Annotated in this window: 13 protein-coding genes; 9 read left to right on the top strand and 4 right to left on the bottom strand. The window is 65.6% G+C overall.

Annotated elements, in window-relative coordinates; genetic code table 11:
• Positions 1–151 precede the first annotated feature (151 nt).
• The 3 genes from AACH40_RS00815 (at position 152) to AACH40_RS00805 (ending at position 3,015) form a co-directional block, all read left to right on the top strand.
• Positions 152–334, top strand: coding sequence for a hypothetical protein (locus AACH40_RS00815; RefSeq protein ID WP_338643814.1), 183 nt, complete (start codon positions 152–154; stop codon positions 332–334).
• A 210-nt stretch (positions 335–544) separates the two neighbouring features.
• Positions 545–2,473 (top strand): acyltransferase family protein, encoded by a 1,929-nt coding sequence (locus AACH40_RS00810; RefSeq protein ID WP_338643813.1) that lies wholly within the window; start codon positions 545–547, stop codon positions 2,471–2,473.
• A 152-nt stretch (positions 2,474–2,625) separates the two neighbouring features.
• Positions 2,626–3,015, top strand: coding sequence for a PepSY domain-containing protein (locus AACH40_RS00805; RefSeq protein WP_338643812.1), 390 nt, complete (start codon positions 2,626–2,628; stop codon positions 3,013–3,015).
• Between the two features lie 235 nt (positions 3,016–3,250).
• Here AACH40_RS00805 and AACH40_RS00800 read toward each other — a convergent pair whose 3' ends face one another.
• Positions 3,251–3,526: a DUF2171 domain-containing protein gene (locus AACH40_RS00800; RefSeq protein ID WP_338646204.1), complete on the bottom strand. Its 276-nt coding sequence runs from the start codon at positions 3,524–3,526 to the stop codon at positions 3,251–3,253.
• 606 nt (positions 3,527–4,132) lie between these two features.
• Between AACH40_RS00800 and AACH40_RS00795 the strand changes: the two genes are divergently transcribed.
• From AACH40_RS00795 to AACH40_RS00775, 5 genes are all read left to right on the top strand, one after another.
• The gene (locus tag AACH40_RS00795; protein WP_338643811.1) at positions 4,133–5,188 is read left to right on the top strand and encodes a ribonucleotide-diphosphate reductase subunit beta; all 1,056 of its coding nucleotides are present in this window, start codon (positions 4,133–4,135) and stop codon (positions 5,186–5,188) included.
• Positions 5,189–5,396: 208 nt separating this feature from the next.
• The gene (locus AACH40_RS00790) at positions 5,397–5,858 is read left to right on the top strand and encodes a hypothetical protein (protein WP_338643810.1); all 462 of its coding nucleotides are present in this window, start codon (positions 5,397–5,399) and stop codon (positions 5,856–5,858) included.
• A gap of 1 nt (position 5,859) precedes the next feature.
• Complete coding sequence (locus AACH40_RS00785; protein WP_338643809.1) at positions 5,860–6,258, top strand: hypothetical protein; 399 nt, start codon at positions 5,860–5,862, stop codon at positions 6,256–6,258.
• A gap of 733 nt (positions 6,259–6,991) precedes the next feature.
• The gene (serS, locus tag AACH40_RS00780; RefSeq protein ID WP_338643808.1) at positions 6,992–8,272 is read left to right on the top strand and encodes a serine--tRNA ligase; all 1,281 of its coding nucleotides are present in this window, start codon (positions 6,992–6,994) and stop codon (positions 8,270–8,272) included.
• A complete protein-coding gene (locus AACH40_RS00775) occupies positions 8,269–9,084 on the top strand; it encodes a M23 family metallopeptidase (RefSeq protein ID WP_338643807.1) in 816 nt (271 codons plus the stop codon). The genes serS and AACH40_RS00775 overlap by 4 nt, the downstream gene beginning before the upstream one ends.
• On the opposite strand, the gene AACH40_RS00770 is transcribed toward AACH40_RS00775, so the two are convergent.
• Together AACH40_RS00770 and AACH40_RS00765 are read right to left on the bottom strand one after the other, a co-directional pair.
• Positions 9,074–9,487, bottom strand: coding sequence for a DUF1761 domain-containing protein (locus AACH40_RS00770; protein ID WP_338643806.1), 414 nt, complete (start codon positions 9,485–9,487; stop codon positions 9,074–9,076). The two genes, AACH40_RS00775 and AACH40_RS00770, sit on opposite strands and share 11 nt — an antisense overlap.
• Before the next feature lie 91 nt (positions 9,488–9,578).
• Positions 9,579–10,082 carry a hypothetical protein gene (locus tag AACH40_RS00765; protein WP_338643805.1) on the bottom strand — a complete coding sequence of 168 codons (504 nt, stop codon included), beginning with the start codon at positions 10,080–10,082 and terminating at the stop codon, positions 9,579–9,581.
• Positions 10,083–10,143: 61 nt separating this feature from the next.
• Between AACH40_RS00765 and rimO the strand changes: the two genes are divergently transcribed.
• Positions 10,144–11,529 (top strand): 30S ribosomal protein S12 methylthiotransferase RimO, encoded by a 1,386-nt coding sequence (gene rimO / locus AACH40_RS00760; protein WP_338643804.1) that lies wholly within the window; start codon positions 10,144–10,146, stop codon positions 11,527–11,529.
• Positions 11,530–11,823: 294 nt separating this feature from the next.
• Here the strand turns inward: rimO and AACH40_RS00755 are convergent, their stop codons facing one another.
• The gene (locus AACH40_RS00755) at positions 11,824–12,951 is read right to left on the bottom strand and encodes a GNAT family N-acetyltransferase (RefSeq protein ID WP_338643803.1); all 1,128 of its coding nucleotides are present in this window, start codon (positions 12,949–12,951) and stop codon (positions 11,824–11,826) included.
• Between the last annotated feature and the right edge of the window lies 1 nt (position 12,952).

Here is a 12,952-nt window from a genome sequence, read left to right as displayed (position 1 = left end):
ACTGTGGATAAGCTGTGAATTGCCTGAGGAGGCAGCAGCGCATTCATCTTCCAGACCTCGGCTTGCAAGAGTGCTCGAAGCGCATCTGCGCTCCGGGCGTGAATGCAACCGGTGCCCGCCATTCGGCAGCACCAACGACGGAGTAGAAAAGATGAATTACTATAATACGCGGAAGCCGCTCGGCACCACCGCACGCACCGGCGAAACCTGCCCTGAATCCGGGGACTGGAAGTCGCTCGATACCCCGTCCACAACTGCTCCCATCGCAAAGGGCAATCGCATGCCTCCGCATAATGGCAAGGCGGTCACGTGGAAGCTGTTCCGCTACGCTTAACTGCCTTTGGGGGGCTGATTTCAGCCCCCCAAAGATTTGCTTCCTGCCATCACCAACCTCATTTTCAACCGATCTAACTTTCCCTGTGGAGTAACTAAGGTCCGCGCTCGCGCCTTATGAAATTTCAGTTAATGCTCACAATGTGCGCATTCGCTGCCCCTTCAATGTCCTGCGGCCTTTCCAGCACGTTGCGGCCATCGGCTTCGGCGCATGACGGAAAGTCCTGCGACCGGGCGGCACGCCGTCGCCCTCGCACCGCCCGCATCGCCAGCGTTCCGGTCCGACATCAACGTCCTGCGCGCGATGGCCATCGTCGCGGTGATGGGCTTCCACTACCGTCTTGCCGGCTTTCCCGGCGGCTTTGCCGGGGTCGACGTGTTCTTCGTCGTCTCGGGCTTCCTGATGACCGGCATCGTCGTCTCGCGGCTCGAAGCGGCGCGGTTCTCGCTCCTCGATTTCTACGTCAACCGCACCTTGCGCATCGTGCCGGCGCTGGTCGTGCTGCTCGCCGTCCTGCTCGGCGTGGGGTGGTTCCGGCTGATCCCCGCCGATTACCAGATCCTCGGCAAGAACGCGGCGATGGCGGCGCTGTTTGCCAGCAACCTGCGCGCGCACGTCGATTATTTCGGGGCCGACATCGGGCAGGAATGGCTGCTCCACACCTGGTCGCTCAGCCTCGAATGGCAGTTCTACCTGCTCTATCCGGTCGTGCTGCTGGCGGTGTGGAAGCTGGGCCTGCGCCGCTGGATCCCCGCATTGCTGGCGCTGGGCGCGCTGGCATCCTTCGCCATCTCGCTGTGGCTGCTGCGCCACCTGCCGATCGCCGCGTTCTACCTGCTGCCCTCGCGCGCGTGGGAGCTGCTGGCGGGCGGCCTTGTCTGGTACGCGCCGGAATTGGCCGCGCCCCGCGCCCGCATCCTGCGGCTGGCGGGCGCTGCGCTGCTCGCGCTGACGCTGGCGCTGGCCGACGATCGCGCCTGGCCGGGCGTGCTCGCGCTGCTGCCCACGCTCGGCACCGCGCTGATCCTCGCCGCCGGTCCCGCCCGCCTGCCCGATCCGGTCGAACGCGCGACCGGCTGGCTCGGCCTTGCCTCCTATTCGATCTACCTCTGGCACTGGCCGCTGGCGCTGTGGGTCAATGCCAGCCACCCCGCCGACCTGCGCTGGAGCGCGGCCGCCATCGCGCTTTCGGCGGCGCTCGGCCTTGCCTCGTACCACATCATCGAACAGGCGCCGCGCCGGTTTCGCGCGCGGCGGCGCGGTGCGCTGGCGCTGGTGGCGGCGCTCGCGCTGGTGGCCGCTGCTGGCTGGGCGATTGCCCGCAGCGAAGGCCTGCCGAACCGCTTCGGCCCCGCCATCGCCCAGGTCGAAAGCGATGCCCGCACCCTGCCATCGTTCCCGCCGCGCTGCTTCGCGCTGCCTGGCGAAGCGCCGTCGCTGTGCCGCTTCGGCAAGGGCGCACCACAGCTGATCCTTGTGGGAGACAGCCACGCCGCCGCCGCTTTCCCCGCGTTCGAGGCTGCCGCGGGGCCGGACCGCGCCTTCCAGTTCGGCGCCTACGTCGGGTGCATGCCGGTGTTCGGCGGGCGCACTGCCGTCGTGCCCAGCCGCTGCGGCGAATTCGCCACGCGCGTGCTGCCCTCGCTCGCCCGGCCGCGCACCATGCCCGTGGTGCTGATCGCCAGCTGGCAGTCCTATTTCGACGTCGTCTACGGCCCGTTCGGACGCGAGGAGGCCGCCGGCGATGCCGCCAGCGTGGTGCGCAACTTCCGGGACACCGCCTGCAAGCTGGCGCAGGCCGGCCCGACGTATGCGCTGCTGCCCGTGCCCGGTTTTGCCGAGCCGGTCCCGCTCGCGCTCGAACGCCGCCTGCGCGATGGCGTGGCGGGGGAGATCACCACGCCGCTCGCCCTGCACGAGCGCGCCAATGCCCAGGCCGATGCCATGCTGCGCGATGCATCGCGGCGCTGCGGACTGCGCCTGCTCGATCCCGCGCCCTTGCTGTGCCGGGGCGGGCAGTGCCTCGGCTCGCTGCAGGGCCGCGCGTTCTACCGCGATACCGAGCACCTCAGCGTGGTCGGCGCGCGCCGCCTCGCCCCGCTTGCCGCGCATGTGTTCGATCGGGGCGCCACGCGCTGACGGGATCACCTGCCAGGCTGCGACGTTACCGCCTGCGACATTTCGCGGCTTGCACTTTCCTGCGACAACGCGCGACAATCCCGCCGCTTGCCTGATCCCGGCAAGCACTTATAGACCTGCGATCAATTCGCAATATCAAAGGGGATCTCTTCATGCGCAAGTGGCACCGCTGGCTTTCGGTGTTCTTTTCGGTGTTCCTGCTGTGGATCGCGGTCACCGGCGTGCTCAGCCAGGTCGTCCCGCTGCTGGGCCGTGCCGATGGCGATGGCCCCAAGGCCGCGCAAGTGCAGGCCAAGCCCGCCTTCACCTGCCCGCCCGACTACATGTGCCGGCCCAAGCCCAAGCAGGGCGATCCGCGCGCGCTGGTCGGCCTGCTGCACCACCTCCATTCGGGCGAAAGCTTTGGGCCGCTGGGCGTGGTGATCGCCACGCTGTCGGGCTTCGCGATGGTGTTCTTCAGCTTCTCGGGGCTGTGGATGTACGTGCAGATGTGGCGCAACCGCGCCAAGCGCAGCCTCAAGCCCGGCTGGTTCTGGAAGTAAGGCCTGGGCGACAAGGCTCGCCCCCCTCCCGGTCTCCCACGACAGCATCCTGAATGGGAGGCCGGGCGGGGGAGCGGGCCGGTGCCGCGCCGTCAGGGCGATCGGACAAAGAAAAACGCCCCGCCGTGCAGACGGGGCGCCTTCCGGCCTTGCCATTTACGACGTGGCGGGGCCTGGCTCCGAAGGGGACGGAGCTTTCGCAAGCGGGCGCATTGCCCTTATCCCTTGTCTTCCCTTACTTTTCCTCTTCCATGCCATAGGCGACATCGCCATTGGCCGACAGGCGCACCTTGTCACCCTCTACCCCGGCGACGAGGCCGAGCGAGATGTAGTGGTGGTGCCCTTCATGGCTGCCGCTGCCGCTGTCCTTCTTGGTCAGCTTGATGCGGTGGCCATCGACATGGTCGACCGTGCCGACGTGCACGCCATCGGCGCCGATCACTTCCATGTGCTCGCGGATCTGCTGGGCGACCTGCGTGTTGCCCGCGCCGTCACCGGCGCCGCCGCCCATCTGCGAACGGTCGTTGTTCTGGAACTGGCTCTGCTGGCCAGAACCGGCGCCATCGCCCATCTGGCCCGCTCCGCCCTGCTGCTGCTCGGCCTGGGCGCTGCCTTCGCGGCCGCTACCATAGCCCATCTGGTCGCCCTGCTGGCCCGACTGGCCCTGCTGCTGGTCCATCTGGCCGCCCTGCCCGCCGCGCTGACCATCGCCATTCCAGCGCTGGTCGCCCGAAGGCTGCTGCGCGCCATTTCCGGCGGCGGTGACATTGCGCGAATCGTTGGGTTCATATTCACCCATGGCGAATCTCCTCTCAGGGGTATTGGTGGGTGCTTCCCGCATCCGGCTTGATCGTCGGACCGAGCGAGCGTCTGCCCCATCAATGCCGCGGAAAACCGGGCGTTCCCTGCCCAGCGGGGCACACCCCCGCGCTGCGCCCGCCCGCGCCCTGGCTGCGACGAAACGAGTGGCCCGCCCCCGCCCCTCGCCGGCCCTGCCAGCGCCCTCCATCACGGCGGTGGAAAACCCGGCCCATGCCCGCCGGGGAAGTGTCGAAACGCTTCCGTCAGGTGCCTTCGTACCCTACATTGGAGGGCCAGATTCACGAGGACCCGTCCGATGCCCCTTCTCGAAGCCCGCAAGACCTACAAGCCCTTCGAATATCCGTGGGCCTATGAATTCTGGAAGCGCCAGCAGCAGATCCACTGGATGCCGGAAGAAGTGCCGCTGGGCGAGGATTGCCGCGACTGGGCGCAGAAGATCAGCGAGCATGAACGCAACCTGCTGACGCAGATCTTCCGCTTCTTCACCCAGGCCGACGTCGAGGTGCAGGATTGCTACCACGAAAAGTACGGCCGCGTGTTCAAGCCGACCGAGGTCAAGATGATGCTCGCCGCCTTCTCCAACATGGAGACGGTGCACATCGCCGCCTATTCGCACCTGCTTGACACCATCGGCATGCCCGAAAGCGAATACGGCATGTTCCTCGAATACGAGGAGATGAAGGCCAAGCACGATTACCTGCAGCTGTTCGGCGTCGAAACGGACGAGGACATCGCCCGCACCCTCGCCATGTTCGGCGGCTTCACCGAAGGGCTGCAGCTCTTCGCCAGCTTCGCCATGCTGATGAACTTCCCCCGCTTCAACAAGATGAAGGGCATGGGCCAGATCGTCAGCTGGTCGGTGCGCGATGAATCGCTCCACTGCGAAGGCATCACCCGCCTGTTCCACGCCTTCGTGCAGGAACGCGGCTGCCTGACCAAGGCGGTGAAGGAAGACATCATCGATTGCTGCCAGAAGACCGTGCGGCTCGAAGACGCCTTCATCGACCTCGCCTTCGAACAGGGCCCCGTCCCGGGCATGAGCCCGAAGGAAATCAAGCGCTACATCCGCTACATCGCCGACTGGCGCCTGGGCCAGCTGGGCTTCCAGCCGATCTACATGATCGAGGACCACCCCCTGCCCTGGCTCGCCCCGCTGCTGAACGGCGTGGAACACGCCAACTTCTTCGAAACCCGCGCCACCGAATATTCCAAGGCCGCCACCCGCGGCAACTGGAACGACGTCTGGTCGAGCTTCGACAGCCGCCGCAAGGCCAAGATCGCCGCCAACGAACCCACCACCGAAGAAGCCGACGTCGACATGTTCGGCGCCGCCGGCATCGCGGCCGAATAACCACTACCCCGCGCGCCCTGCCCGCGCCCCTCTACCGCGTCACCCCGGACTTGATCCGGGGTCCCGCTTCTTGAGGTTGAGAAAAGGCAGAAGAAAAAGGGATTGAGGCGAGGGGGTTACCCCCTCGCGCTCCCAATAGTTAGAATTGCTCAACCGTTAGCCTGGAGTAGGTCGTCTGGTCCCGTGGTTCAGCTCACCAAATGGCGTTATGCTTTCCGCGCTTTCCGGTCATGCTGGTTTAATAATCGGCATCGTCGGATTCGCGGTTACCATTTATCAAATTAGAGCTGTGAAAACTGCCACTGAGGCCGCACAGGCAGCAATACATGACCTGAAAATACGCATCCGTCATTACGATATAATTCAGGACTGCACCAATGCCGAATCCTTTCTGAAAGAATTGAAGGTATCATTAGACGCAAACAACATGCGGGATTGCATACGCTTCTTGGATGATATTGCTACAGCGTTGATTAATGTTTCTGAAAGATGGGATGATCTCGAAAATGACAGGTTAATAGTAGAGGACTGTATTGGCAGAGTGCAAATGCTCTCCCACGCATGCGCCAAGAATCAAGGCATAGAATCTACACCTAAGACCCTCGACAGCATCAGAGACATCCATAGGACGTTAGTCAAAATCAGGATGAAAATTCAGAAGGAGCAATAGTATGCCCACCACGATGGAAAGGCTCCAATCCTTGGTGGAGGGGCTTTATATCGCGACTAATGAAGGCAGAATTAAATGGACAAAGGACGAAAATCTGGATGGTTACTATTGCGATGTAAATTTTAATAGAGTGGAAATTGTCAGCGAGCCAACTCAACGTGGCGAGAGTGACATTAGAATTACTGTTTATAATTCCTCTGGAGATGCAGTAGATAGCTTTACAGATACATTTTTCGGTAACGAAAAGCCAAGATTTATTTCTGTAGCCCATTACTACACAGCAATGTCAACTATGCTAGATAGCGCCAAGAGAAGCTCATCAGGTGCAGACAAAGTGTTAGACGACATCATAGAGGCGCTTGGCGGACCTAAGGTTGGTGACGACGATATTCCTTTCTAATCAAGTCTAAGTCTCATATTTAATTATGCTCAGAAATTTACCTGAGTCTCGAAACGATGATTTCAGCGCGAGGGGGTGTCCCCCTCGCACCTGTCATTCCTTCTTCCCCCTTCCCATCCCATCTTGACAAAACGTACCATATAGGTTATACACCCGCCCACGGACCGGGAGCGGCATGGCCGGCTTGCTCTTCGCTCCTTCGGGCCAATCTCCACGCTGGGAAAGGCCCGACGCGACCGGCGCGGGTCGGCGCTGCGGGAGCCGCATCCCTTTCGGGGGATACGGCAGAGAGGGCGTTAAGCCCCAAGTCCCGGGCACACCCAACGCCACTGCAACGGACGGGCGGATGTGGTGCGGTGGTTCAACCGCGTGTATGCGCTCTTGCGAGTCCGGTTCCAGTCCGGTCCGGCCCCTTCATGCGGCCGCGACCAATCCCGGAACTTATCCTCGCGGGACTTATCGCTACGGACCGGGCCGCCTTGCGAGCCGCCGCCCGGGTTTCGAGCCCCCGTCTGAATTCAGGCTGAGCCGATCCGGGATAGCCAACGCCCCGCCGGCCACTCGCCACAGCGTTCCTCATGCCCTCCACGCGCAGCGCCACGCATGGCGCCCGCGCCGGTCGCGCAGGTCCGTACCTTCCCCACGGCGTTATCGTCCGGGCTCGCCGCCGGATGCGCCCTCATGCGCTGGCAATCCTTGCATCGCGCGCGGGCCGGCGGCATAGCCCGGCCCCATGCACGATATCCGCCTGATCCGCGAAAATCCGGAAAGCTTCGACGCCCAGCTCGCCCGCCGTGGGGTCATCCCTCATGGCCACAAGATCCTCGGCCTAGATGCGACTGTTCGCGCTCTTCAAACCGAGAAGGACAACCTTCTTGCCGAGCGGAACGTCATATCGAAGTCCATCGGACGCCTTATCGCCGACGGAAATCACGACGCTGCCAATAGCGCTAAGGCCACCGTAGAGGCTCTGAAGAAGAGCCTACCGGTCCTCGAAGCACGGGAAAGCGAGGCTGCATCCGACCTCCGCGAAATTCTGCAAGCGCTACCCAACCTCCCCGCCGCCGAAGTGCCCGAAGGCGAGGACGAGGACGGCAACGTCGAAGTCAGCCGCTGGGGCACCCCGCGTGATTTCGCCTTTGCCGCCCGCGAGCACGCCGACATCGGCCCAGCCCTGGGCCTCGATTTCGAGACCGGCGCGCTGATCTCGGGCGCGCGCTTCACATTCCTGAGAGGCCAGATGGCCCGCCTCCACCGCGCGCTGGCGCAGTTCATGCTCGACCAGCAGACGGCAGAGAACGGCTACACCGAATGCCTGCCCCCGCTGCTGGTGAAGGACGAGGCCGTGTTCGGCACGGGGCAGCTGCCCAAGTTCGCCGAGGACCTGTTCAAGACCACCGACGGCCGCTGGCTGATCCCCACCGCCGAGGTTTCGCTCACCAATGCGGTGCAGGGCCAGATCCTTGACCATGCCGCCCTGCCCCTGCGCATGACCGCGCTCACCCCCTGCTTCCGTTCCGAAGCGGGCTCGGCGGGGCGCGATACGCGCGGCTTCATCCGCCAGCACCAGTTCGAAAAGGTCGAGCTGGTCTCGATCTGCCGCCCGGAAGACTCCGAAGCCGAACACGAACGCATGACGCAGTGCGCCGAAGGCGTGCTGCAGGCATTGGGCCTGCCCTATCGCAAGATGCTGCTCTGCGCCGGCGACATGGGCTTCACCGCGCGCAAGACCTATGACCTCGAAGTCTGGCTGCCGGGCCAGGGCGCCTATCGCGAGATTTCGTCGTGCTCCAACTGCGGCGATTTCCAGGCCCGCCGCATGAACGCGCGCTATCGGCCAGAGGGCGCGAAAGGCACCGAGTTCGTCCACACGCTCAACGGTTCGGGCCTCGCCGTCGGCCGCACGCTGGTGGCGGTGCTGGAAAACTACCAGCAGGAGGACGGCTCGGTCGACGTGCCGCAAGCCCTGCTGCCCTATACCGGCGGCCTCACCCGGCTGGTCCCGCTGCCGTGATCAGGCGCGCCGCTCTGCTTCTGGCACTGGCGGCGCCCCTTTCCCCGCAGCCCGTGCTCGCCGCCCCGGGCGAAGCGCCCATCGTCGCGTGGCAATATGTCGTGCGCGCCGGCGATACCTTCGCCACCATCGCCCGCCGCATGGGCGTGACGCAGAAGGACCTCGCCGCCGCCAACGCGCTGCCCTATCCCTGGACGGTCACGCCCGGGCAAGTGCTGCGCCGCCCCGATCCGCCCGGCGCGATCCGCCCGCCGGTCCAGTCCACGACCCAGCCGACGCCGGTAGCGACGCCAACCGCCACGCCATCACCAAAACCCAAACCCAGCCCGAGCCCGAAACCCCCGCGCCGTCCGGCCCCGCCGCCGCGCCCGATGCCCTCGCCCCGCCCGGTGCCCGAACCGATCCCCGCCCACGCGCGCGAGGCAGACGCCCCGCGTCTCGCCTGGCCGACCTCGGGCGCGGTCGTCGGCCGCTATGGCGTGCCGGTCAAAGGCCGCCCCAACAACGGTATGGACCTTGCCGCCTTCGCCGGGATGACCGTCCACGCCGCCGCCGCCGGGCGGGTGGTGTTCGCCGGGACCGAGCCCGAACGCTTCGGCCAGCTGATCGTGATCGACCACGGCAACGGCTGGGCCACCGCCTATGCCTACCTCGGCGCGATCAGCGTGCGCGAAGGGCAGCAGGTCACCGCGCGCCAGACCATCGCGCGCATCGGCAAGAGCGGCGAGGCGGCCGCGCCCACGCTCCATTTCGAAGTGCGCCGCAACAACGTGCCGCGCGATCCTTATGCCTACCTTCCGGTCAGGCTTTGAACAGGAAGAACGTCAGCCCCATCGCCAGATAGGCGGTGATCCAGAAGCCCGCATCGATCAGCGCCAGCCGCGTCGAAATGCGCTGGTGGGTATAGCTGATCCACAGCGACGGCACCACGAACGCCCCGGCCAGCCCGCCCGACATCATGAAATAGAGCCAGGGCTTCACGCCCAGCGTTTCCTGCCCCACGCGCGCGAACATGTGGCCCATCATGCTCGACGAAACGAGCAGCAGCACTGCGGTCAACGCCACGGTCCGCCCCGGCGCCGCGCGCACGCCAAGGCCGCCGGGGCCGACTTCGGCAAGGCGCGCCCGGCCGAACAGCGGGCCGTACCACACTGCCGAAACCACCAGAGCAACCACGACGGCGGCCAGCACCGCCAGCCAGTTCACAGGACCCATTGCGTGTTCTTCCCTTGCCCCGACTTCTTGGCGCCCCGCCCCGTTAACTTTTCGCCGTGAGTGCCTAACCCTTGCGGTCTGGCTTGGCAAATCAGGGCCAGCTCAATTCAACGACGTGACCTTTCGCTCCGCCGATCCAAGCTCTTGAAAAGTCGTCGATCGCGCCCGCGATGGCACGATGCGTCGCCTCGTCCAGCGGCGGCACGGGCACGAAGCTGGTCTCGCAACCGACCTGCGCCATGGCCAGCACGTCGTCGAGACTACCGCCACCGCTCCACAGCAACGCCTCGTAAGCCTCGACCATCCGCTCGGCCTGCAGCAGCTCGACGATTTCGGCATCGGGCACGGTGGCCCGGCCAACGCTGGCATGGCCTCCCGCCTTGGCCAGTTCGACCAGCGCCTCCGGGTGCCGCCCTTGCGCGACAAGGCCCCAGAAACCACGCGTCAGGCCCAGCGCGCGCTCCACGAACAGGTGCACCGCATCGTGCGGCACCGGTCCCTTGTGCGGGAAGCGGGTGGCGACTTGCGAGCCATCCGCCCGCACGATGCGGATGTGATCCTCGGCCGATCCCTTGGCGATGGTGATGCGCAGCATGGGGCCGCGCTATAGCGGTTGGTGACGGCGCGGCCAAATGGCGCTATGGGCCGCCGCCATAATGGCTTCCAACACTCCTGTCGCGATTCCCGACCAGCCGAAAGTCGGCATGGTCAGCCTCGGCTGCCCCAAGGCGCTGGTCGATTCCGAACGCATCCTCACGCGTCTGCGCGCCGATGGCTATGCCATGAGCGCGGACTATGCCGGCGCCGACGTGGTGCTGGTCAACACTTGCGGCTTCCTCGATTCGGCCAAGGAGGAAAGCCTTGCCGCGATTGGTGAGGCCATCGCCGAAAACGGCCGGGTGATCGTCACCGGCTGCATGGGCAACGAAGCCGAGGTGATCCGCGCGAAGTTCCCGCAGGTCCTCGCCGTCACCGGCGCGCACCAGTACGAAGACGTGGTCGAAGCGGTGCACGAAGCCGCCCCGCCCAGCATGGGGCCGTACATCGACCTGATCCCGCAGGCCGAGCCGGGCGATGTGAAGCTCACTCCCCGCCACTACAGCTACCTGAAGATTTCAGAGGGGTGCAACCACGCCTGCGCCTTCTGCATCATCCCGTCCTTGCGCGGAAAGCTCGCCAGCCGGCGCATCGATGCCGTGCTGCGCGAAGCCGAAAAGCTGGTCGCGGCGGGCACGCGCGAACTGCTGGTGATCAGCCAGGACACATCGGCCTATGGCGTCGACGTGCGCCATGAGGAACGCCTATGGAAGGGCGAGCCGGTCCGCACCCACATGACCGACCTGGCGCGCGAACTCGGCAAGCTGCGCACCCCCGATGGGCAAACGCCGTGGGTGCGGCTGCACTATGTCTATCCCTACCCGCACGTCGACGCGGTGATCCCGCTGATGGCGCAAGGGCTCGTCACGCCCTACCTCGACATCCCGTTCCAGCACGCCAGCCCGAACGTGCTGCGCGCCATGAAGCGCCCGGCGAACGAGGCCAAGGTGCTCGAACGCATCAAGGCCTGGCGAGCAGTGTGCCCCGACCTTGCCATCCGTTCGAGCTTCGTCGTCGGCTTCCCCGGTGAGACCGAGGCGGACTTCCAGTACCTGCTCGACTGGCTCGACGAAGCGCAGTTGGATCGCGTCGGTGCCTTCCGCTTCGAACCCGTCGAAGGCGCCGCCGCCAACGACCTGCCCGATCCGGTGCCCGAAGAGGTCAAGGAAGACCGCTTCCGCCGCATCATGGAAAAGACCGAGGCGATCAGCGCCGCGCGCCTCGCCGCCAAGGTCGGCCGCACGATCCGCGTGATCGTCGACGAAGTGGGCGAACCGGACGAAGACGGCGACATCGGCGCCACCGCGCGCAGCCAGGCCGACGCGCCCGAGATCGACGGCGCGGTGTACTTGCGCAACGTGCCCGCCACGCTGCAGCCGGGCGACTTCGCCGACGTGCTGATCGAGGAAGCCGACGCGCACGACCTGTTCGGGGTGATTGCGTAAGGGGCCCCGAGCAGGCCCTTCCCCTTTCCCCGCTTGTGCTGAGCCTGTCGAAGCACTGTCCTTCTTCTGAGCCGGGGCGCGGCACTCGCGAAGAAAGAACGGCCCTTCGACAAGCTCAGGGACACGGGGAGGGAGGATTGTCCCGTTCAGTCGCGCAGCGCTTGGTTCGGCACCCATCGCGCGCGGGTCCTGATGGACAAGTCCCAAGCGGGACCCCGGGTCAAGCCCGGGGTGACCAGGAGAGGTAGGGGTTGCCGTCACCCCGGGCCTGACCCGGGGTCCCGCTGTCTTCCCCTACCCCTTCCTGAACGGCGTCCGCTCGCCCAGCCATAGCTGGTCCTGCGCCACGCCCGCGCGTTCGCGCTCGAGGAAGTCTGCCACCGCGCGGCGGAAGCCCTTGTCGGCGATCCAGTGGGCGGACCAGGTCTGCACCGGGGCATAGCCGCGCGCCAGCTTGTGCTGGCCTTGCGCGCCGGCTTCCACGCGGTCCAGACCGAGCGCGATCGCGGCATCGATCGCCTGGTAGTAGCACAGTTCGAAGTGCAGGAACGGCTTGTCGATCACCGCGCCCCAGTAGCGGCCGTAGAGCGCGTGGGTGCCGATGAAGTTCAGCGCGCCCGCCACCGACTGGTCGTCGATGAAAGCCAGCACCAGCAGCACCTTGTCGGCCATGCGCTCACCCATCAGGTCGAACGCCTCGCGCGTCAGGTAGGGCCGGCCCCATTTGCGCGCGCCGGTGTCCTGGTAGAACACCCAGAAGGCGTCCCAGTGCTCGGGCTTGATATCGGCGCCGGTCAGGGCGCGGATATCCACGCCGTCCTGCGCCTTCGCGCGTTCCTTGCGCAGGTTCTTGCGCTTTTCCGACGACAGCGCGGCGAGGAAATCGTCGAAGCTCGCATAGCCGCGATTGTCCCAGTGGAACTGGATGTCCGAACGCAGCAGCCAGCCGGCCTCTTCGAACACCGGCAATTGTTCGGGCGCGATGAAGGTCGCGTGCGCGCTCGACAGCTCGTTCTGGACGCAGAGCTGTTCGGCGACCTTGAGCAGCGGCACGGCAAGGTCGGGGCGCTGGCCGGTCAGCAGGCGCGGGCCCGTCGCAGGCGTGAAGGGCACGCTGATTTGCAGCTTGGGATAGTAGCTGCCCCCCGCGCGGTGCCAGGCATCGGCCCAGCTGTGGTCGAACACATATTCGCCCTGGCTGTGGCTCTTGAGATAGGCGGGAAGCGCGGCGGCGGGGTGGCCGGCCTCGTCCTCGATCACCACCGGCAGGGGGGACCAGCCGGTGCCTTCGCCCACGCTGCCCGATTCTTCCAGCAGGGTGAGGAAGGCGTGGCTGGTGAACGGGTTGCCGTCCGAAAGCGCGTCCCACGCCGCGGCGTCGATTTCGCCGACGCTCTGGTGGATGCGGGCGGTAACGCTCACG

Origin of the sequence: Novosphingobium olei (assembly GCF_037076535.1) — a bacterium.
Classification (GTDB): Bacteria; Pseudomonadota; Alphaproteobacteria; order Sphingomonadales; family Sphingomonadaceae; genus Novosphingobium; species Novosphingobium olei.
The sequence above is the reverse complement of the archived record's forward strand: the minus strand, read 5'-3'. Positions and strand labels throughout refer to the sequence as shown.